Raw genomic sequence first — 21,783 nt, forward strand, 5'->3', positions numbered from 1 at the left:
TCAGAAGGTGTGGCGAATACCCGTCATCACGCCGACCTGGTTCTTGCCGGCGCCGATCGTGCCGCCCGCATCGATGGCGACAGCCGATGTGCCGCCGTTGGTGATGCGGCCTACCGATGTGTAGAGCGCGGTACGCTTGGACAGGTTGTAGGTCAGGCGCGCCACCAGCAAGTTCACGTCGTTGGGGCTGCTCTTGACATCCAGGCGCGAGATCTGCGCATCCAGCACCAATGCCGTCGAGATCGGATAGCTCACGCCCAGGTAGTACAGGTCGGAGTCGGTATTGACATTGGCCGCCGCGCGGGTGCGACGGTCGATCACACCGGCGCCGATCTTGGTGTCGCCCAGCATGAAGTAGCCGTTGACGGTGATGCGCTGGTCCGAATTGCTGCTGCTGCTCAGCCCGCCCGATGCACCGGTATTGCCGTACAGGATGTCATAGGAAGTCGTGACGCCGAAACCCTTGCCGTCATAACCCAGCATACCGGTAACCTGGCGGCAGGCCTTGCTGTTGCCGGCCACTTCGCCGGGGCAGTTGGTCGCCGCCGGGCCGCCTGTGCCCGAGGTGTCGCGGCCGAAGCTGTAGGTCGCGCCCAGGGTGAAGCCGCTGAACGTGCCCAGATAGCCGATCGCATTGTCGCTGCGCGCATTGGGCAGATAAGCGTCGATGCTGCCGATGGCGAAGATGTTGGGCCCCATCACGTCGGTCTTCAGTCCGGACAGGTAAGTCATGTTGACCTGGCGGCCCAACATGATCTGGCCCCAGTCGCCCTTCAAGCCGACGTAGGACTGGCGGCCGAACAGGCGATTGCCCTGCCCCATCGCGCCGGTATCAGGCGCGAATCCCGACTCCAGCACGAACATCGCCTGCAAGCCGCCGCCGAGATCTTCCGTCCCCTTGAAGCCGATGCGCGAAGGGAACGAGCCCGTCAGCGAAGGCATCTTGAAGTTGGAATTTCCCGCGGCATTGGCGTTGGTGGTGTACATCACGCCGGTGTCAATGATGCCGTAGATGGTGACCGAACTCTGGGCCATTGCCGATCCCGCGCACATTGCGCCGGCCAGTGCGACTGCGCCGCATACCTTTTTTCTTTTCATTGCTGTCTCCTCCTGTTGTTGTATGAACGATTGTTGTTGGCCGGCCTGCTGCCGGCTGCCGCGCCATGATCCGGCGCGTGCCGGCGATTCGCTGCTCGCCGTCCGCTTTCCCTGCCTTGTTGCGAATACCTTGGTCTTTATTTGCGATGTTTCGATACCTAGCCCTGCGAACCGCACCTTGCGCTGGCATGGGCAGCCCTTGCCGCGGAATGCGTGCCGTCGGCTTGCTGCTGATACTGCATGCGATGCGTTACGCGCACCGCATCAAGTCATGTCATGTCAATGGCACCGATCGATGCCTGAGGAAGAACCGTCTCCGCCCTTCTGTTTTTGCTGTTTTATTTGATGTGCGATTATCGAACAATATGTTGTTAACCGAACACTCGTTGAGATACTATTGTCCTCGCCGGAGCTTGTCAACAAAACGCGAACCGGAAAAAAAGACGGCGCGTCGCCTTCAAGCAACAGCAAACGTCCGCGATGCGACAATGGCGGGCGCGACAGAAGCGTTTTCCCATCGACGAAATACGCGTAACCAGGAGACAAAAAATGACGTTCAAGAAAACCGCTTTGCTGGCGCTGCTGGCAGGGGCAAATTTCATCGCGGCCGCGCACGCACAGGCCGAAGACACCATCAAGGTCGGCCTGGTCGCCGCTTTCTCCGGTCCCTTCGCCGACTACGGCAAGCAGATGGAAGGCGGCATCAAGGCCTACATGGCGCAGCACGGCGATCAAGTCGCCGGCAAGAAGATACAGATCATCATCAAGGACACCACCGGGCCTGCGCCGGAAATCGCCAAGCGCCTGGCGCAGGAACTGGTGGTGCGCGACAAGGTCGACTTCCTGGCCGGCTTCGGCCTCACCCCGGAAGCGCTGGCCGTGGCGCCGATCGCCGAACAGGCCAAGAAACCGATGATCGTCATGAATGCCGCGACCTCGGTGATCACCACCAAGTCCAACTACATCGCGCGCTTCTCGATGACGCTGCCGCAGGTCTCCGGCCCCATGGCGACCTGGGCGCTGAAGAACGGCATCAGGCGCGTGGTCACGCTGGTGGCCGACTACGGCCCCGGCATCGATGCCGAGACCGCCTTCAAGACCAACCTGCTGGGCGGCGGCGGCCAGGTGCTCGAATCGATACGGGTGCCGCTGCGCAATCCCGAGTTCGCCCCCTACATCCAGCGCATCAAGGATGCCAAGCCCGAAGCGGTCTTCATCTTCGTGCCGGCCGGCGAGCAGAGCATCGCCTTCATGAAGGGTTATCGCGAGCGCGGCCTGGCCGAAGCCGGCATCAAGGTCATCGCCACCGGCGACCTCACCGATGACCATGTGATGCCGGCCATGGGCGACGCCACGCTGGGCGTGATCACCACCTTCCACTATTCGGCCGCGCACGATTCGCCGGAGAACAAGGCATTCCTGAAGAGCTTCGCCGCCGCCAATCCGGGCGCCGGACGCCCGAACTTCATGGCGGTGGCCGCATATGACGGCATGGCTGCGATCTACGATGTTTCCAAAAAGCTCAACGGCAAGATCGACGGCGACAAGGCCATGGCGATCCTCAAGAACATGAAGTTCACCAGCCCGCGCGGCCCCATCGCCATCGACCCGGCCACGCGCGACATCGTGCAGACGGTGTATGTGCGCAAGGTGGAGAAGATCGGCAACGAAGCCTACAACGTCGAGTTCGACAAGTTCGAGAACGTCAAGGACAGCGGCAAGTAAATTCCCGTCCGAGGCAACCATGAAACGCCGGTGTGCATTGCACACCGGCGTTTTTTCTTGCCTTCGCCGCATGGCGCGGCGGCTGCGCGGCGCCGCCCCGCAAAACAAGCCGCCCGGCCTTCGCAACGCACCATTCCGATGCATCGCCTGGCATCGACAGCTTGTTCGGTTACCGCCCTCTTTTATGAATATCGAACAAATTTGCATCGGCATGGCACTTGCGTTTACTCCCCACATATTTATACTAAATAACAGTTCTAATTTATAACTAAATTCAAAAACCGACAACGGCAAGATGAGCGAAAGCATGAGCATCCACAACAGCGAACTCCTGGAAATCCACCACCGCGGCGCCATCGCCGAAATCGCCATCAACCGCGAAACCAAGCGCAACGCGCTCAGCGATCCGCTGGTGCGCGCCATCCGCGATTGTTTCGAAACCCTGCCCGAAGGCGTCAAGGCGGCCATCATCTACGGCAAGGGAGAACACTTCTGCGCCGGCCTCGACCTCGCGGAATTGCGCGAGCGCGGCACGCCGGAATCGATGCACCATTCGCGCATGTGGCATGCCGCCTTCGAGCAGGTCCAGTTCGGCCGCGTGCCGGTGATCGCGGTGCTGCATGGCGCGGTGATCGGCGGCGGCCTGGAATTGGCGGCGGCGGCGCATATTCGCGTGGCCGAAGAGAGCGCATTCTATGGATTGCCGGAAGGCCAGCGCGGACTGTTCGTGGGCGGCGGCGGCTCGGTGCGCATCTCGCGCCTGATCGGCGTGGCGCGCATGTCCGACATGATGCTGACCGGGCGCGTGCTGTCGGCCGAGGAAGGCCACCAGGCCGGCATCTCGCAATACGCCACCGCCACCGGGAAAGGCCTGGACAAGGCGCGCGAACTGGCCGAACGCATCGCCGGCAACGCGCCGATGACCAACTACGGCGTCATGCATGTGCTGCCGCGCATCCATGACCAGTCGATCCAGGACGGCCTGATGACCGAGTCGCTGATGGCCGCGGTGGCCGGCAGCGATCCGGATACCAAGCGGCGCCTGGCGGCGTTCCTCGACCACAAGCAGAACAAGGTCAAGCCGGCATAATCACGCGTCAGTAATACAGCAGCACATAACAATAGATACGACCGCGCGGCAATGACCGTGCGTATCACATAAACAGAGACATGTATGAACACTCCACCTCGCTATCGCAGCGTCAGGTTCGGCATCGGCGGCGTCGACGTCTTTCCCGCCGCTGACGGCCAGACCATCGTCAAGACCCGCCAACCGCTGCAGGATTACCCCCGGCGGCTGACCGACAAACTGCTTCACTGGGCCGCGCTCGATCCCGAGCGCACCTTCATGGCGCGCCGAGAGGCCGCCGGCGGCTGGCGCCGCATCAGCTATGGGCAAGCGCTGCAAAGCGCCAGGCGCATCGGCCAGGCGCTGCTGCAGCGCGGCCTGTCGGCCGAGCGGCCGTTGCTGATCCTGTCGGAGAACGACCTGGAACACGCCATGCTGGCGCTGGGGTGCCATTACGCCGGCGTGCCTTACGCGCCGGTGTCGTCGGCTTATTCGCTGCTGTCGAAGGATTACGCCAAGCTGCGCCATGCGGTGCAACTGCTCACGCCCGGCCTGATCTTCGCCGCGCATGGCGAGAAGTTCGCCGCCGCCGTCGCCGCGGTGGCGCCCGATATCGAATTCGTGGTGACCGAAGCGCCGCCCGCCGGTCGCGCCTGCACCCTGTTTTCCGAACTGGAAGCCACCGCCGCCGGCGAGGAAGTCGAACGCGCCCACGCCGCCACCGGCCCGGACACCATCGCCAAATTCCTGTTCACCTCGGGCTCGACCAGGATGCCCAAGGCGGTGATCAACACCCAGCGCATGATCTGCAGCAACCTGCAGATGATCGCCCAGACCTTCCCCTTCCTGACCGAAGAGCCGCCGGTGCTGGTCGACTGGCTGCCGTGGAACCACACCTTCGGCAGCAACCACAACGTCGGCATCGTGCTCTACAACGGCGGCACCATGTACATCGACGAAGGCAAGCCGACGCCGCAAGGCCTGGCCGTGACGCTGAACAACTTGCGCGAGATCGCGCCCACGGTCTATTTCAACGTCCCGGTCGGCTGGGAAGGCCTGGCCCATGCGCTGGAAAAGGATGAAGCGCTGCGCAAGACCTTCTACAGCCGCCTGCGCATGCAGTTCTACGCCGGCGCCGCGCTGGCCCAGCCGGTGTGGGACAAGCTGCACGCCACCGCCGAGGCGGCCTGCGGCGAACGCATCGTGATGTCGTGCGGACTGGGCATGACCGAGACCGCGCCCTCGGCGCTGTTCGTGGTCGACGAGCAGGTGCGCGCGGGGCAGATCGGAATTCCTACGCCGGGCATGGAAATCAAGCTGGTGCCCGACGGCGACAAGCTGGAGATCCGCTATCGCGGCCCCAACGTGACGCCGGGTTACTGGCGGGCGCCGGAACAGACCGCCGAGTCCTTCGACGACGAGGGCTTCTTCCGCTCCGGCGACGCGGTGCGCTGGCTGGACCCGGAACATCACGACCGCGGCTTCATGTTCGACGGCCGCGTGGCGGAAGACTTCAAGCTCTATACCGGCACCTGGGTCAGCGTCGGGCCGCTGCGCGCGCTGATCGCGCATGAAGGCGCGCCCTACCTGCAGGACGCCGTCATCACCGGCCAGGATCGCCACGAGGTCGGCATGCTGATCGTGCCCAACATCGAGCGCTGCCGCCAGCTTGCGCGGCTGCCCGCCGATGCCTCGCGCGCCGAGGTGGTCGCTGCGGCGCCGGTGCGCGCGTTCTTCCAGGAAATGCTGGAACGCCTGCAGCAGCACGCCACCGGCAGTTCCAACCGCGTCGTGCGCGCGCTGCTGCTGGTCGATCCGCCGTCCTTCGACAAGGGCGAAATCACCGACAAGGGCTCGATCAACCAGCGCGCCGTGCTGACGCACCGGGCAGCCCTGGTCGACACCCTGTACCAGGGCAGCGACGCGGCCGTATTGACGGTGCGCGCGCCTGCCGCCGCCACTCATTAAGGACTGACAGGACATGGCACAACACGCTTTCTATTCCAGTTTCAACGATGTGTGGATGGCCGGCGGCGTACGCACGCCCATGGTCGATTACTGCACCGCCTTCAGCCAGCTCTCGCCCACCGACATGGGCATCAAGGTGGCGCGCGAAGTGCTGGCGCGCACCGGCATCCCGGCCGCCGACATCGGTTCGGTCATCGCCGGCAACATGGCGCCGGGCGATGCCTACCAGTACATACTGCCGCGCCACATCGGCCTGTATGCCGGCGTGCCGCTGACGGTGCCGGCGATCATGGTCCAGCGCATCTGCGGCACCGGGTTCGAACTGATCCGCCAGGCCGGCGACCAGATCGAGCGCGGCTATACCGAGACCGCGCTGGTGGTGGGCAGCGAATCGATGACGCGCAACCCGATCGCCTCCTTCTCGCACCGCACCGGCTTCAAGCTCGGCGCGCCGGTGGATTTCCAGGACTACATGTGGGAAGCGCTGGTCGATCCCGCCCCCGGCATCACCATGCCGCAGACCGCCGAGAACCTGGCCAAGAAATACGGCATCGCGCGCGCCGCGGTCGACGAATACGCTGCGCTGTCGTTCGAGCGCGCGCTGCGCGCCCGGGAGGACGGTTTCCACGCCGGCGAGATCGTCGCGGTCGGCAACGAGACCTTCCGCCTGGACGGCTATCACGACCGCCACATCAAACTGCAAGGCAAGGTCGAGCAGGTCGCGCAGGATACCCACCCGCGTCCGTCGCCGCTGGAAGTATTGGCCAGGCTGCGCACGCTGTACCCGGACGGCGTGCAGACCGGCGGCAACAGCTCGGCGCTGGTCGATGCCGCCGCCGCCACGGTGGTGGCCTCGGGCGATTACCTGCGTCGCAACGATTGCGCGCCGCTGGCGCGCGTGGCCGCCGCCGCCGTGGTCGGCGTGCCGCCGGAAATCATGGGCATCGGCCCGGCGCCGGCGATCCGCCTGCTGCTGGAACGCAGCGGCCTGACGCTGGACGATATCGGCTGCTTCGAAATCAACGAAGCGCAGGGGGCGCAGATCGTGGCCGTGGAACGCGAGCTGGGCCTGGACCGGAGCAAGCTCAACGTCAACGGCGGCGCCATCGCGCTGGGCCATCCGCTGGCCGCCACCGGCGTGCGCCTGTCGATCACCGCGGCGCGCGAGATGCGCCGCCGCGGCGCGCGCTACAGCGTGGCTTCGGCCTGCATCGGCGGCGGCCAGGGCATCGCGCTGCTGCTGGAAAACCCTTCCGCCTCCCATTGAACCGACAAGGAAAGCAAACATGCAATTGCAAGGACAAGCCGCGCTGGTGACCGGCGGCGCATCAGGACTGGGGGCCGAGACCGTACGCCAGCTGGCGCGCGCCGGCGCCCGCGTCTCGATTCTCGATGTCAATGCCGAAGCCGCCCAGGCGCTGGCGGCCGAACTGGGTTGCCATGCCGCGCGCTGCGACATCACCGACAGCGCTTCGGTCGAAGCGGCGCTGGATGCCGCGCAGGCAGCCAACGGCGCGCCGCGCATCCTGGTCAACTGCGCCGGCATCGGCGGCGCCAAGCGGATGGTCGGCAAGGATGGCAGCCCGATGCCGCTGGAGGACTTCAGCCGCATCGTCAACGTCAACCTGATCGGCACGTTCAACATGATCCGCCTGGCCGCCGCGCGCATGGCCGCCGCCAGTCCATTGGAAGACGGCGAACGCGGCGTGATAATTGCCACCGCCTCGGTGGCCGCCTATGACGGCCAGGTGGGCCAGGCCGGCTATGCCGCCTCCAAGGGCGGCATCACCTCGATGACGCTGCCGCTGGCGCGCGACCTGGCGCAATACGGCATCCGCGTGGCGACCATCGCGCCGGGGCTGTTCCTCACGCCGCTGCTCTACAAGCTGCCGGAAGAGGTGCAGCAGTCGCTGGCGGCGTCCATTCCCTTCCCTAAGCGCCTGGGCAAGGCGGGAGAGTTCGCGCAACTGGCGCTGCACATCGCCGGCAACCTGTCGCTCAACGGCGAGGTGATCCGCCTCGACGGCGCATTGCGCCTGGCGCCGCGTTAAAGGGAAGCACGCCATGAGCAAAACCGTCATCTATCCCATCAATGTCGAATTCGGCGACTGCGATCCGGCCGGCATCGTGTTCTTCCCCAATTTCTTCCGCTGGTACGACGCCGCCTCGCGCAACTTCTTCCACCAGTGCGGCGTGCCGCCCTGGCGCGAGACGGAAAAGACGCGCGGCATCATCGGCACGCCGGTGGTCGACATCAGTTCGCGCTTCGTGCGGCCGGCCACTTATGGCGACCGGGTGGAAGTGCACTCGGCCATCGTCGAGTGGAACGACAAGACCTTCGTCATGCGGCACGAACTCAAGCGCGATGGCGAACTGCTGGCCGAAGGGCGCGACACCCGGGTATTCGCCATCCGGCATCCGGACGATCCCGGCCGCATCAAGGCCATCGCCATCCCGGCCGACATCCGGGCAATGTGCAGCTGACAGGAGGCCGTTTCGACATGCCGGAATACCGTTCGGACTGAATAGCGGCCTCGCCGCGTATCGAAGGCGCACTGTCCGAGCGCCTTCGGGATGGCCCCCAGGGGCCTGCGCAGTCCGGACGGAAAGATGTAGAGGACAAATCTGAACAACACACCACAAAATACAAGGAGACGAAAATGAGGGTAAAACAGATATTCAAGGCCAGCCTGCTGGCGTCGATGCTGGCTTGCGCGGGCGCGGCCCATGCCGAACTGACCATCGGCGTGATCATGTCTCTGACCGGCCCCGGTTCGGGCCTGGGCATTCCCGCCAAGAACGGCTTCGCGCTGTGGCCCGACAGCATCGGCGGCGAGAAGGTCAAGCTGGTGGTGCTGGACGACGCCACCGACCCGACCCAGGCCAGCAAGAACGCGCGCCGCCTGGTGGCCGAGGACAAGGTCGACCTGATCATCGGCTCGGCGGCGGTGCCGCCGACGCTGGCCATCGCCGACGTGGCGCTGGAAACCCAGACGGTGCAACTGGCCATCTCCCCCATCGAAACCCCTGAAGGCAAGGATGCCTGGACCTTCCGCCTGCCGCAATCGACCGCGGTCATGGCCGGCGGCGTGGTGGACCAGATGAAAAAGCAAGGCGTGAAAACCATCGGCTTCCTCGGCTACTCCGACTCCTACGGCGAAAACTGGCTCAAGGAAGTGCAGCGCCTGGCGCCGGCCGCCGGCATCAAGGTCGGCACGGTGGAGCGCTTCTCGCGCGCCGACACCAGCGTCACCGCGCAAGCCTTGCGGGTGGTCAGCGCCAACCCCGACGCGGTGCTGGTGGTGGCGTCCGGCAGCGGCGCGGCAATGCCGCACAAGGCCCTGGTCGAACGCGGCTACAAGGGCAAGATCTACCAGACCCACAGCGCCGCCTCGCGCGACCTGATCCGCCTGGGCGGCAAGGATGTCGAGGGTTCCTTCGTGGTATCGGGCCCGGCGGTGGTGCCGGAAGCGCTGCCTGACAGCAACCCGTCGAAGAAGCTGGCCACCGATTTCGTCACGCGCTATGAAAAGCAGTACGGCGCCGGCACCCGCAACCTGTTCGCGGCCCACATCTACGATGCCCAGCTGGTGTTGCAGAAGGTGGTGCCGGAAGCGCTGAAGAAAGCCAAACCCGGCACGCCCGCCTTCCGCGCGGCGCTCAAGGATGCCCTGGAGAACTCCGGCAATATCCAGATCTCGCAAGGCACCCTGCACTACACCGCCAAGGATCACTTCGGCCTGGGCGACGATGCGCGCATCATGCTGACCATCCAGAACGGCAACTGGAAGGCCGCCAATCCCTGACGGCGCTCTTCCTCAAACGCAGCGGCGCGGCCCATATGCAAGTCCATGGCCGCGCCGCCCTTGTTCCTGATTCTTCCATTTTCCACACATGGACTCATCCATCGCCGCCATCCTGCTGCTGGACGGCCTGACCAACGGCATCGTCTACGGGCTGATCGCCATCGCCCTGGTGCTGGTGTTTACGGTCACTCGCATCCTCTTCATTCCGCAAGGCGAATTCGTCGCCTTCGGCGCGCTCACGCTGGCCATGCTGCAGCAGGGCCAGCGTCCCGGCCCGCTGTGGCTGCTGCTGATCCTGGCATGTTGCGCGGCCGCGATGCAAACCACGGCGCTGCTGCGCGCCGGCCAGGCCGCGCGCCTGCCGCGCGTCCTGGCCAATACGCTGGGCCTGCCGCTGGCCATCGCCGCGCTGGTCTGGTGGGCCGCGCCGCAGCAGTTTCCGCTGCCGGTGCAAGTGGCGCTGACGCTGCTGCTCATCACCGCGCTGGGACCGCTGTTGTATCAAGTGGTATTCGAATCGATGGCCGATGCCAGCGTGCTGCAACTGCTGATCGTCTCGGTCGGCATCCATCTGGCCATGACCGGGCTGGGGCTGGTGTTCTTCGGCGCCGAAGGGTTCCGCACGCCGGCATTCTGGGATGAGCGCTGGAACATCGGGGCGCTGACCCTGAGCGCGCAGACGCTGGTGGTGGTCGGCGCGGCCTGCGCCCTGCTGCTGGCGTTGTGGCTGTTCTCCGGCTACACCCTGTACGGCAAGGCCTTGCGCGCGACCGCGGTCAACCGCCTGGGCGCGCGCCTGATGGGAATTTCCACGACGCTGGCCGGCAAGCTCTCCTTTGCCGTGGCGGCGTTTATCGGTGCTCTGTCGGGCGTGTTGATTGGCCCGATGAGCACCATTTTTTATGACTCGGGCTTCCTGATCGGCCTCAAAGGCTTCGTCGCCGCCACCATCGGCGCACTGGCCAGCTTCCCGCTGGCCGCCGGAGGGGCGCTGCTGGTGGGCCTGCTGGAATCGTTCAGTTCGTTCTGGGCCAGCGATTACAAGGAGGTGATCGTCTTCATGGCCCTGCTGCCGATATTGCTGTGGCGCTCGCTGGTCACGCCGGCGCATGACGAGGACGAGGAATGAAAACCATGACGACGCGACGCATTCCCCATCTGGCGCTGCTGGCGCTGCTGGTACTCTTCCCGCTGCTGCCCACGCCGCAGTTCTGGATCATCCAGGCCAACTACATCGGCCTGTATGCGCTGGTGGCCATCGGCCTGGTGCTGCTGACCGGCATCGGCGGCATGACCTCGTTCGGCCAGGCCGCCTTCGTCGGGCTGGGCGCCTACACCACGTCTTACCTGAGCACCGCGCACGGCATCTCGCCCTGGCTGACGCTGCCGCTGGGCCTGCTGCTGACCGGCGCCTCGGCCTATGTGCTGGGACGCATCACGCTGCGCATGTCGGGCCACTACCTGCCGCTGGCGACCATCGCCTGGGGCATCAGCCTGTACTTCCTATTCGGCAAGGTCGAATGGCTGGGCAAGTACGACGGCATCGCCGGCATCCCGCCGCTGCATTTGCCGGGCATCGACCTGACGCAGGATCGCCATCTTTATTACCTGATCTGGGCCATCGTGCTGGGCGCCGCCTGGCTGTCGCTGAACCTGCTCGATTCGCGCGCCGGCCGCGCCATCCGCGCGCTCAAGGGCGGCCGCTCGATGGCCGAGGCGATGGGCGTGGATACCGGCCGCTACAAGATCCTGATCTTCGTGCTGGCGGCGTTGCTGGCTTCGGTGTCGGGCTGGCTGTTCGCGCACATGCAGCGCACCGTCAACCCGTCGCCGTTCAGCCTGGCGATGGGCATCGAATACCTGTTCATCGTGGTGGTCGGCGGCATCGCGCATATCTGGGGCGCGCTGCTGGGCGCCGGCGTGCTCAAGCTGCTGGCCGACCAGTTGCAGGTGCTGCTGCCGGCGCTGCTGGGCGGCGAAGGCAGCTATGAAAGCATCGTCTTCGGCCTGATCCTGATCCTGCTGCTCAAGTATGCGCGCGGCGGCCTGTGGCCCTGGCTGCGGGCGCTGTGGACGCGCGTCCTTCCGCCGGCGCCGCGGCCATTGCTGCAGCCGGGCGCGCAGGCCATGTCGAAGCGCCAGGCGCCGGCGCGCGGCGCGGCGCTGCTGCAGGTGGAGCGGATCGCCAAGCGCTTCGGCGGACTGGTGGCGGTCAATGAGGTGTCCTTCAATGTGAAAGCCGGCGAGATCGTCGGCCTAATCGGCCCCAACGGCGCCGGCAAGTCGACCACCTTCAACCTGGTCACCGGCCTGCTGCATGCCAGCGGCGGACGCGTCAGCTTCAACGGTCGCGACATCGCCGGCCTGCAGGCGCGCACCATCGCCAGCCTGGGCATCGCCCGCACCTTCCAGCACGTGCGCCTGCTGCCGGGCATGTCGGTGCTGGAGAATGTGGCGCTGGGCGCGCACCTGCGCAGCCGCCAGGGTTTCCTGCGCAATACCGTCAACGCCATGCTGCACCTGGAGCGCCGCGAAGAACAAGCGCTGCTGGAAGAGGCCGCGCGCGCGCTGCATCGTGTCGGCCTGCAACACCTGATGCATGAGCAGGCCGGCAACCTGGCACTGGGCCAGCAGCGCATCCTGGAAATCGCCCGCGCGCTGTGCTGCGATCCGCTGCTGCTGCTGCTGGACGAACCCGCCGCCGGCCTGCGCCACCTGGAAAAGCAGGCGCTGGCCAAGGTGCTGCAGGAGCTACGCGCCGACGGCATGAGCATCCTGCTGGTGGAACATGACATGGAATTCGTCATGCAATTGACCGACCATATCGTGGTGATGGAATTCGGCGCCAAGATCGCCGAAGGCACGCCGCAGGAAATCCAGCGGCATCCCGCCGTGATCGAAGCCTACCTGGGTGGAATCGAATGAGCGAAACCTTATTGGAAGTGACGCAGCTGCGCGCCAGCTACGGCAAGGTGCCGGCCTTGCACGACATCAATCTCAGGCTGGAGCGCGGCAGCATCGCCACCGTGATCGGCCCCAACGGCGCCGGCAAGTCCACCCTGCTCAACGCCATCATGGGCGTGCTGCCGGCCCGGGGGACGATCCGCTACCGCGGCCGCGCCATCGAGCGCTGCAGCCTGGAACAGCGCGTGCTGGAAGGCATCGCCCTGGTGCCTGAGCGGCGCGAACTGTTCTCCACCATGAGCGTGGAAGACAACCTGCTGCTGGGCGGATTCCGCCGCTTGCGGCTGCGCCAGGCGCAACCGATGGATCAGCTGGCCACGGTATTCGAGATGTTCCCGCGCCTGAAGGAACGGCGGCGCCAGCTGGCCGGCACGCTCTCGGGCGGCGAGCGCCAGATGCTGGCCATCGGCCGCGCGCTGATGGCCAAGCCGGAGCTGCTGATGCTGGACGAACCGAGCCTGGGGCTGGCCCCGCGCATCGTCAAGGAAATCCTGCAGATCGTGGCCGAACTGCGCAGCGCCGGCATCTCGGTGCTGCTGGTCGAACAGAACGCGCGCGCGGCGCTGCAGACCGCCGACTACGGTTACGTGCTGGAACTGGGCAAGGTCACCATGCAAGGCGAGTCGGCGCAACTGGCCGGCGACAGCCAGGTGATCCAGGCCTATCTCGGCTTCGGCAAGCAGGCCGCGCCGGATGCGGTGGCCTCCTGAGTTCGGCGCATCCGCCGCCGCGCAAGAGATAAACGATCCATTCAGGAGATGCTCATGACCACACCATTCCTGGCGCCGATCGCCCCCGGTTTTCCAGCGGCGGCGCCCGCCGCCTGCCCAACCTGGCCGTCCGGGGAACGACGATGAATTATGTGCCCCCGCTGCGCGACTTCGCTTTCGTGCTCGATGAGGTGCTGCAGGCTCCGCAGGCTTTGCGCGCCTTGCCTGCGCACGCCGGGTTCGATGGCGAGCTGATGATGCAGATACTGGAAGAAGCGGGCCGCTTCGCCGCCAATGTGGTCGCGCCGCTCAATGCCAGCGGCGACCGCGAGGGCTGCCGCTTCGAGCAAGGCGCGGTGACGACGCCGTCCGGTTTCGCCGGCGCCTATGCGCGCTTCTGCGAAGGCGGCTGGCCGGCGCTGGCTTGCGCGCCCGAGCATGGCGGGCAGGGCTTGCCGCAGGTGCTCGATTGCGCGCTCTATGAAATGCTGAGCGCGGCCAACCACGGCTGGACCATGTATCCGGGCCTGCTGCACGGCGCCTATGCCTGCCTGGCCGCGCATGGTTCGCCGGCACTGCGCGAGGCCTACCTGGACAAGATCGCCAGCGGCGAATGGCTGGCCACCATGTGCCTGACCGAAGCGCATGCCGGCAGCGACCTGGGCCTGCTGCGCACGCGCGCCGCGCCGGGCGACGACGGCGGCTACCGCCTCAGCGGCGACAAGATCTTCATCTCCGGCGGGGAACACGACCTTACCGGCAACATCGTCCACCTGGTGCTGGCGCGCCTGCCCGACGCCGCGCCGGGCAGCAAAGGCCTGTCGCTGTTCCTGGCGCCCAAGCTGCTGCCCGACGGCAGCCGCAACGGCATACAGTGCACCGGCATCGAACACAAGATGGGCATCCGCGGCAGCGCCACCTGCAGCCTGCGCTTCGAGCAGGCGCAAGCCTGGCTGGTGGGCGAGGCCGGACGCGGGCTGGCGGCGATGTTCGTGATGATGAATGCGGCGCGCCTGCACGTCGGCGTCCAAGGGCTGGGATTGGCGGAAGCGGCATGGCAGCGTTCGCTGGCCTATGCGCACGAGCGGCGCCAGTCGCGCGCGCCGGTACGCCCGGCCGGCGCCCAGGCGGCCGATCCGATCGCGCTGCATCCGGCGGTGCACAAGCTGCTGATGGAGCAACGCTGCCGCATCGAAGGCGGACGCATGCTGGCTTGCTGGACCGGATTGCTGCTGGACCTGGCCGAACACGATACGGATGCAGACGCAAGACGCCGCCACCGCGATCGGCTGGAATTCATCACGCCGGTGGTCAAGGCCTTCCTGACCGAGCAGGGATTCCAATGCGCCAGCCGCGCGCTGCAAGTGTTCGGCGGGCATGGCTATATCGTCGAGAGCGGCATCGAGCAATATCTGCGCGACGCCCGCATCACGATGATCTACGAAGGCAGCAACGAGATTCAGGGCATCGATTTCCTGCTGCGCAAAGTGCTGGCCGACGATGGCCGCCGGCCGGAGGATTTCGTGGCGCTGGTGCAAGCCGATGCGCGGCGCGCCGACGGGGGCGCATTCGAACAGCAGGCATCGCTGCTGCTGCAGGCCGCGCAAAAGCTGCGGCAAGCGGCAGCGGATATCGCCGTCGGCATGGCAAGCAATCCGTCGCTGCCTTACTTCCTGGCCGATGAAATGCTGCGCCTGACGGGACATCTGGCATTGGGCTGGATGTGGCTGCGCGCCGCGCTGCGGGCGCTTGCGGCGCTGGATTGCAACCCTGCGTACTACAACGGCAAGCGGGATGCCGCATGCTATTATTTTGCCTTTGTGTTTCCGGAAGTGCTGCAGTTGTTCGACGTCGTCGACGGCTGCCTGTCAACTGGCGTTCCGGCTATTCTCTCCGACCGACATCATCATGCTGCCCAAGAAGCCGGCTGACTTCGACCCCGACGACGAATCGCCGGAAAGCGCTCCGCTGGACCAACAGGTCCTGTTGGACCTGGTCGGCTACAACTGCCGGCGCGCCTACATCACCATCATGCCGCTCTTCGAAAAGCGCATGGCCAAGTTCGAGCTGCGTCCGGTCGACTTCACGGTGCTGAGTCTGCTCAAGGCCAATCCCAGCATCAACCAGAAGCGCCTTTCCAAAGCCATCAACGTCTCGCCCCCCAACCTGGCGACCTTGCTGGATCGCCTGGAACAGCGCGGCCTGGTGATGCGCCAGCGCAATCCGCAGGATCGCCGCTCGCAGGTGCTGGTATTGACCGCCGCCGGCATGCGCATGTGCGTGAAGGCGGAAAAAACGGCCAGCGAACTTGAACTGAAAGCCACCGAAGCGCTCAGCGAATCCGAACGCGCGCAACTGATCGCGCTGCTGCAGAAGATCTTCATGCCCGATGGGCGCACCCCGACGCCCTAGCCATCGCCGGATCGGTCAGCGCAGGAACACCAGTTCGCTATAGCTGGGATTGGCGTGTTCGCGCTGGTACTGCTTGAGTTCTTCGATGACCTGCTCGCGCGTAAGCCCGGATGCGGCTGCAGTGGCCCGTGCTTCCTGCCCGCCCGGCTGAACCTGCTTTACCAGCGTTTTCCCGGCGGCTTCGGCCGGCAGGGCGGCCTTGTCTTCTGCTGCGCCCGCTCCGGCGGCTACGCCCAGAAGCGCGATGGCCAGTCCCAGTTTTCCCAGTGTGATGGTATTCATGATTTATCCCCGTGAATGCAAGCGGATCCTGCTCATTGCGAATCCATTTACCTAACTTCATCCACATGCTGGAAGTTTAATCAGGCAATCGCACAAGAAAAACCGGGCGGCTGGCAATGCTTTATTGCACATTCTGAAAAAATGCGTGGCTGACGCTCGATAATTATTATCAAAACAATCATTTTTCATCCGTATCGACATCGAATACGGCAAACCCGGCCAGGGGGAACACTGGCGTTTTTTCGGAGAAAGCGGAGGAAAAAAAGGGGGAAAAGCGGCGGGGAAAATCGGGGAGGGAAAGCGGACGGCAATCCGCCCCAGGCGCCGCGCCGCACACGGCAGCAAGGCGGCGAAGTGGAGCGGTGGCGGGCGGAGCGCTGCCCTGCTCCACCCGCCTGCTTCAGTTGCCACCGGCTATTGCGGCGTGCCGTCCTGATGCGCGACGACGTCGCTCGTCGCGGGACAAAACTCAGTCCACTGCCTTGACCATATCCTCGATGACCTTCTTGGCGTCGCCGAAGACCATCATGGTCTTGTCCATGTAGAACAGTTCGTTGTCCAGGCCGGCGTAGCCGGCCGCCATCGAGCGCTTGTTCACGATCACCGTCTTGGCCTTGTAGGCTTCCAGGATCGGCATGCCGGCGATCGGCGACTTCGGATCCTTGGCGGCCGGGTTGACCACGTCGTTGGCGCCCAGCACCAGCACCACGTCGGCCTGCGCGAACTCGCTGTTGATGTCTTCCATCTCGAACACCTGGTCGTACGGCACTTCGGCCTCGGCCAGCAGCACGTTCATGTGGCCCGGCATGCGGCCCGCCACCGGGTGAATCGCATATTTCACGATCACGCCCTTGTGGGTCAGCTTCTCGGTCAGTTCCTTGAGCGCATGCTGCGCGCGCGCCACCGCCAGGCCGTAGCCGGGGACGATGATCACGGTCTCGGCATTGCCCATGAGGAAGGCGGCGTCGTCGGCCGAACCGGATTTCACCGAACGCTGCTGCTGTTCGCCGCCACCCGCCGCTGCCGCTTCGCCGCCGAAACCGCCCAGGATCACGTTGAAGAACGAACGGTTCATCGCCTTGCACATGATGTAGGACAGGATCGCGCCGGAAGAGCCCACCAGCGAACCGGCGATGATGAGCATCGGGTTGTTCAGCGAGAAGCCGATGCCGGCCGCGGCCCAGCCCGAGTAGCTGTTCAGCATCGAGACCACCACCGGCATGTCGGCACCGCCGATGGGGATGATGATCAGGACGCCCAGCACGAAGGCGATGGCGGCCATGATGATGAAGGGCAGCCAGTTCTGGGTGAGCACGAAGATGATGCCAAAGCCGATCATGGCCAGCGCCAGCAACAGGTTCAGGAAATGCTGGCCCGAGAAGTTGACCGGCGCGCCCTGGAACAGGCGGAACTTGTACTTGCCCGAGAGCTTGCCGAACGCGATCACCGAACCGGAGAAGGTGATGGCGCCCACGAACGTGCCGATGAACAGTTCGACGCGGTTGCCCACCGGGATCAGTGCGCCATGCGCCGAGATGCCCAGCGCCCACGGTTCGGCCACGGCGGCGACCGCGATACATACCGCGGCCAGGCCGATCAGCGAGTGCATCGCCGCGACCAGTTCCGGCATCTTGGTCATTTCGACGCTGCGCGCCAGATAGGCGCCGATGCCGCCGCCCACGATCACGCCGGCGGCCACCAGCACATAGCCGATGTCGCCGGTGGCGTTGGCGCCTTCGCCCTTGAGCCTGACGATCAGGGCCAGCGTGGTCAGCACGGCGATGGTCATGCCGGCGATGCCGAAGGCATTGCCGCGGCGCGCGGTAGCCGGGTGGGACAAGCCCTTCAGGGCCTGGATGAAGCAGATCGAAGCGACCAGGTACAGCAGGGTAACGAGATTGAGGCTCATGCTGATGCTCCCGCCTTGTCTGCCGCGGCCTTGGCCTTGGGTTCTTTCTTCTTGAACATTTCCAGCATGCGCTGGGTCACCATGAAACCGCCGAACACATTGACCGCGGCCAGTGCCACGGCCAGCGTGCCGGCGATGCGGCCCACCGGGCCTTCGGTCAGGCCGGCGGCCAGCATGGCGCCGATGATGATGATCGCCGAAATGGCGTTGGTGACCGCCATGAGCGGCGTGTGCAGCGCCGGCGTGACGGTCCAGACCACGTGGTAGCCGACGTAGATCGCCAGCACGAAGATGATCAGGTTGATGATGGTATGGCTGACTTCCATTTGTTGTTCCTCTCGTTATTGCGCGATGTTGGCATCGCGGGTCAGATCGCTGGGGTCAGATGGCCTTGAGGCTGGTGATGCGGTTCTTGTCGTCGACGAAGACGACCTTGGGCTTGTACTGCGCAACCTGATCATCGGTCATGGGTGCATAGGTGCAGATGATCAGCAGATCGCCCAGGTGGGCCAGGCGTGCCGCCGCGCCGTTGAGGGAGATCTCGCCGCTGCCACGCTTGCCGCGGATAGCGTAGGTGGAGAAGCGTTCGCCGTTGTTGACGTTGTACAGCTCGATTTTTTCGAACTCGCGGATGTCGGCTGCCTCCAGCAGGTCTTCGTCGATGCCGCAGGAGCCTTCGTAGTTGAGGTCACATTGGGTGACTGTTGCGCGGTGGATCTTGGCGCGCAGCATGATGCGTTGCATGTGTTTCTTTCCTTGTAATGCATGCGCCGGTCGTGCCGGCGCGTAATCGGGATAGCGAAATAGCGAGGTAGCGCAATGGAAACCGCGCACGCGTGCGGCAACCATCGCCGCAACGCGCACGCGGGGCCCTTTATTTGCGCAGGACTTCCCCGCCGCTGCACAACAGCGTGGCGGCGACGATGTCGTCTTCGCGGTTGATCGTGAGCTTGCCTTCGCCGTCGATGATCAACTTCAGGAAGTCGAGCACGTTGCGCGCATACAGGGCCGATGCATCGGCCGCCACCAGGGCCGCCAGGTTGCCTTCGCCGATGATGTGCACGCCGTGCTTGATGACCGTCTTGCCGGGTTCCGACAGCGGGCAGTTGCCGCCCTGGTCGACCGCCATGTCCAGGATCACCGAACCTGGCTTCATCGCCTTCACCGTTTCCTCGCTGATCAGCACCGGCGCCTTGCGGCCCGGGATCAGCGCGGTGGTGATGATGATGTCGGCCTGCCTGGCGCGCTCGTGGACCAGTTCGGCCTGGCGCTTCATCCAGTCGGGCGGCATCGGGCGCGCATAGCCGCCCACGCCCTTGGCGATTTCCTTTTCCTCGTCGGTCAGGAACGGCACGTCGAGGAACTTGGCGCCCAGCGACTCGATCTGTTCCTTGACCGCCGGACGCACGTCGGACGCCTCGATCACCGCGCCCAGCCGCTTGGCGGTGGCGATCGCCTGCAGACCGGCCACACCGGCTCCCATGATCAGCATGCGCGCCGCCTTGACGGTGCCTGCGGCCGTCATCAGCATGGGCATGAAACGCTGGTACGTGTTGGCTGCCATGATCACCGCTTTGTAACCGGCGATATTGGCTTGCGAGGACAGGACGTCCATCGATTGCGCACGGGTGGTGCGCGGTGCGGCTTCCAGCGCGAAGGCGGTCAGCCCCGCGCCGGCCATGGCCGCGATGTTGTCGGCATCGAAGGGATTCAACATGCCGACCACAACAGTTCCAGCTTTGATCTGCGCGCGCTCCTGTTGATTCGGGGCGCGCACTTTGAGAATGACTTCTGCGGTATAGACGGCGTCGGCACTGCCGATACTGGCGCCGACGGCGACATAGGCTTCATCGGGAATGCTGGACTTCACGCCCGCGCCCGACTGGACCATGACTTCGTGTTTGGCGGCCACCAGTTTCTTGACGGTTTCCGGAGTTGCCGCGACACGCGTTTCTCCATCCCGACTTTCGGCGGGAATACCTATCCTCATTCAAAGCTCCTGTTTTGTTGATTCTTACCCGAATCTTACACGACAAAATTTGAAACCCAATAACTTTACTAGGACATTACGGTAGGCAGGGAATCCGCCTGCGGCGGGGCTTTGCGCTGAAGAGTCTGGCGCGACGCGGTAAAATGTCGGATTCACGAGGTAATCAATGTCTGAAGTCTGGAAACCTTCGGTCACCGTCGCCGCCATCGTCGAACGGCAGGGCCGCTTCCTGATGGTCGAAGAGCAAAGCGGCGGCGCCATTCGCATCAACCAGCCGGCCGGGCACCTGGAGCCGGGCGAATCCTTGCTGGACGCGGTCGTGCGCGAAGCGCTGGAAGAGTCCGCGCGGGTCTTTGCGCCGACGGCGCTGGTGGGCGCCTATCTGTCGCGCAACGTATCGTCCTCGCGCGGCGGCATGAGCGTGACCTACCTGCGCTTCGCCTTCGCCGGCAGCGTGGGCGAGCCGCTGGATCGCGCGCTCGATGAAGGCATCCTGCGCACCGTCTGGCTGACGCGCGACGAACTGGCGGCCTGTGCCGAACGCCACCGCAGCCCGCTGGTGCTGCGCTGCGTGGACGACTACCTGCGCGGCCAGCGGGCGCCGCTGGAACTGCTGCACGCCGATCCGAGCGCGATCGGCAGCCTGGCAGACCATGGACATTGATTCCCGCCACTTGCGAGCAATATCATCATGAGTAAGAAAAGAGTAGTCATCGGCATGTCGGGCGGCGTGGATTCGTCGGTTTCGGCATGGCTGCTGAAGCAGCAGGGTTATGAAGTCATCGGCCTGTTCATGAAGAACTGGGAAGATGACGACGATTCGGAATACTGCTCGACGCGCGAAGACTGGATCGACGCGGTCAGCGTGGCCGACGTGGTCGGCGTGGACATCGAGGCGGTCAACTTCGCCTCCGAATACAAGGATCGCGTGTTCGCCGAATTCCTGCGCGAATACCAGGCCGGCCGCACGCCCAACCCGGACGTGCTGTGCAATGCCGAGATCAAGTTCAAGGCCTTCCTCGACCACGCGATGAAACTGGGCGCCGACCTGATCGCCACCGGCCACTACGCACGCGTGCGCCAGAACCAGGCCGGCAGCTTCGAACTGCTCAAGGCCGTCGACGCCAGCAAGGACCAGAGCTACTTCCTGCACCGGCTGAACCAGGAGCAGCTCTCGCGCACCGTGTTTCCGTTGGGTGAAATCCACAAGACCGAGGTGCGCAAGATCGCCGAGCAATTGCAGTTGCCCAATGCCAAAAAGAAAGACTCGACCGGCATCTGCTTCATCGGCGAGCGCCCTTTCCGCGAGTTCCTCAACCGCTACCTGTCGTACCAGCCCGGCCCGATCAAGACCGCCGACGGCGACACCGTGGGCGAGCACGTCGGCCTCTCCTTCTATACGCTGGGCCAGCGCAAGGGCATCGGCATCGGCGGCCTGAAGGCGCACCAGAATGCCGATGGCCACGGCGACGCCTGGTACGTGGCGCGCAAGGATGTGGCAAACAACACCTTATATATTGTGCAAGGCCATGACCATCCCTGGCTGCTGTCGCCCACGCTGTCGGCCGGCCAGGTCAGCTGGGTCGCCGGCAGCGCCCCGCAGCAGGAAGCACTGTCGGCCAAGACGCGCTACCGCCAGGCCGACGTGCCCTGCGGTTTCGCCGCTGGCGCCGGGCAATTCTCGCTCAGCTTCGACACGCCGCAATGGGCGGTCACCCCCGGCCAATCCGCCGTGCTGTATGACGGCGACATCTGCCTGGGCGGCGGCATTATCGAAAGCGGCAACGCCACGCCCTGATACATTACTTAAAGCCAACAAAAACACGCCCCGCAGCGGAAACGCCAGCGGG

20 protein-coding genes are annotated in these 21,783 nt (G+C 64.9%); 14 read left to right on the forward strand and 6 right to left on the reverse strand.

The window, feature by feature from the left end; genetic code table 11:
- Positions 1-1,098, reverse strand: a complete 1,098-nt coding sequence (locus FB597_RS08190) for a porin (RefSeq protein WP_144769130.1) — start codon at positions 1,096-1,098, stop codon at positions 1-3.
- Positions 1,099-1,647: 549 nt separating this feature from the next.
- On the opposite strand from FB597_RS08190, the gene FB597_RS08195 reads away from it, so the two are divergent.
- From FB597_RS08195 to FB597_RS08250, 12 genes are all read left to right on the forward strand, one after another.
- Positions 1,648-2,823, forward strand: a complete 1,176-nt coding sequence (locus FB597_RS08195; protein WP_141914348.1) for an ABC transporter substrate-binding protein — start codon at positions 1,648-1,650, stop codon at positions 2,821-2,823.
- A 307-nt stretch (positions 2,824-3,130) separates the two neighbouring features.
- The gene (locus FB597_RS08200; RefSeq protein WP_144769133.1) at positions 3,131-3,913 is read left to right on the forward strand and encodes a crotonase/enoyl-CoA hydratase family protein; all 783 of its coding nucleotides are present in this window, start codon (positions 3,131-3,133) and stop codon (positions 3,911-3,913) included.
- Positions 3,914-3,997: 84 nt separating this feature from the next.
- On the forward strand, positions 3,998-5,860 hold the full coding sequence (locus FB597_RS08205; protein ID WP_141914350.1) for a feruloyl-CoA synthase: 1,863 nt from the start codon (positions 3,998-4,000) through the stop codon (positions 5,858-5,860).
- Positions 5,861-5,873: 13 nt separating this feature from the next.
- Entirely contained in the window at positions 5,874-7,127 is a 1,254-nt protein-coding gene (locus FB597_RS08210) for a thiolase family protein (protein ID WP_141914351.1), read from the forward strand.
- 19 nt (positions 7,128-7,146) lie between these two features.
- Positions 7,147-7,911 (forward strand): SDR family NAD(P)-dependent oxidoreductase, encoded by a 765-nt coding sequence (locus FB597_RS08215; protein ID WP_144769135.1) that lies wholly within the window; start codon positions 7,147-7,149, stop codon positions 7,909-7,911.
- Positions 7,912-7,924: 13 nt separating this feature from the next.
- On the forward strand, positions 7,925-8,344 hold the full coding sequence (locus FB597_RS08220) for a thioesterase family protein (RefSeq protein WP_141914353.1): 420 nt from the start codon (positions 7,925-7,927) through the stop codon (positions 8,342-8,344).
- 176 nt (positions 8,345-8,520) lie between these two features.
- A complete protein-coding gene (locus FB597_RS08225) occupies positions 8,521-9,666 on the forward strand; it encodes an ABC transporter substrate-binding protein (RefSeq protein WP_144769137.1) in 1,146 nt (381 codons plus the stop codon).
- 88 nt (positions 9,667-9,754) lie between these two features.
- On the forward strand, positions 9,755-10,795 hold the full coding sequence (locus FB597_RS08230) for a branched-chain amino acid ABC transporter permease (protein ID WP_141914355.1): 1,041 nt from the start codon (positions 9,755-9,757) through the stop codon (positions 10,793-10,795).
- Entirely contained in the window at positions 10,792-12,591 is a 1,800-nt protein-coding gene (locus FB597_RS08235) for an ATP-binding cassette domain-containing protein (RefSeq protein WP_370454661.1), read from the forward strand. Before FB597_RS08230 ends, FB597_RS08235 begins: the two co-directional genes overlap by 4 nt.
- Positions 12,588-13,340 (forward strand): ABC transporter ATP-binding protein, encoded by a 753-nt coding sequence (locus tag FB597_RS08240; protein ID WP_144769142.1) that lies wholly within the window; start codon positions 12,588-12,590, stop codon positions 13,338-13,340. Before FB597_RS08235 ends, FB597_RS08240 begins: the two co-directional genes overlap by 4 nt.
- A gap of 143 nt (positions 13,341-13,483) precedes the next feature.
- Complete coding sequence (locus FB597_RS08245; protein WP_144769144.1) at positions 13,484-15,271, forward strand: acyl-CoA dehydrogenase; 1,788 nt, start codon at positions 13,484-13,486, stop codon at positions 15,269-15,271.
- Complete coding sequence (locus FB597_RS08250) at positions 15,249-15,752, forward strand: MarR family winged helix-turn-helix transcriptional regulator (RefSeq protein ID WP_141914359.1); 504 nt, start codon at positions 15,249-15,251, stop codon at positions 15,750-15,752. Before FB597_RS08245 ends, FB597_RS08250 begins: the two co-directional genes overlap by 23 nt.
- 15 nt (positions 15,753-15,767) lie before the next feature.
- On the opposite strand, the gene FB597_RS08255 is transcribed toward FB597_RS08250, so the two are convergent.
- The 5 genes from FB597_RS08255 to FB597_RS08275 form a co-directional block, all read right to left on the reverse strand.
- On the reverse strand, positions 15,768-16,034 hold the full coding sequence (locus tag FB597_RS08255; RefSeq protein WP_144769146.1) for a hypothetical protein: 267 nt from the start codon (positions 16,032-16,034) through the stop codon (positions 15,768-15,770).
- Between the two features lie 469 nt (positions 16,035-16,503).
- Positions 16,504-17,943, reverse strand: coding sequence for an NAD(P)(+) transhydrogenase (Re/Si-specific) subunit beta (locus FB597_RS08260; RefSeq protein ID WP_141914361.1), 1,440 nt, complete (start codon positions 17,941-17,943; stop codon positions 16,504-16,506).
- The gene (locus tag FB597_RS08265; protein ID WP_141914362.1) at positions 17,940-18,269 is read right to left on the reverse strand and encodes an NAD(P) transhydrogenase subunit alpha; all 330 of its coding nucleotides are present in this window, start codon (positions 18,267-18,269) and stop codon (positions 17,940-17,942) included. Before FB597_RS08265 ends, FB597_RS08260 begins: the two co-directional genes overlap by 4 nt.
- A 55-nt stretch (positions 18,270-18,324) precedes the next feature.
- Positions 18,325-18,687: an aspartate 1-decarboxylase gene (gene panD / locus FB597_RS08270; protein ID WP_050468199.1), complete on the reverse strand. Its 363-nt coding sequence runs from the start codon at positions 18,685-18,687 to the stop codon at positions 18,325-18,327.
- A 130-nt stretch (positions 18,688-18,817) separates the two neighbouring features.
- Positions 18,818-19,933, reverse strand: a complete 1,116-nt coding sequence (locus tag FB597_RS08275) for a Re/Si-specific NAD(P)(+) transhydrogenase subunit alpha (protein WP_141914363.1) — start codon at positions 19,931-19,933, stop codon at positions 18,818-18,820.
- Between the two features lie 166 nt (positions 19,934-20,099).
- Here FB597_RS08275 and FB597_RS08280 point away from each other — a divergent pair, with 166 nt between their 5' ends.
- Both FB597_RS08280 and mnmA read left to right on the forward strand, forming a co-directional pair.
- Entirely contained in the window at positions 20,100-20,597 is a 498-nt protein-coding gene (locus tag FB597_RS08280; RefSeq protein WP_141914364.1) for an NUDIX hydrolase, read from the forward strand.
- A gap of 27 nt (positions 20,598-20,624) precedes the next feature.
- Positions 20,625-21,731: a tRNA 2-thiouridine(34) synthase MnmA gene (gene mnmA, locus FB597_RS08285; protein ID WP_144769148.1), complete on the forward strand. Its 1,107-nt coding sequence runs from the start codon at positions 20,625-20,627 to the stop codon at positions 21,729-21,731.
- Positions 21,732-21,783: the final 52 nt, after the last annotated feature.

The sequence above is a fragment of the Herbaspirillum sp. SJZ099 genome, from assembly GCF_007828355.1.
Classification (GTDB): Bacteria; Pseudomonadota; Gammaproteobacteria; order Burkholderiales; family Burkholderiaceae_D; genus Herbaspirillum.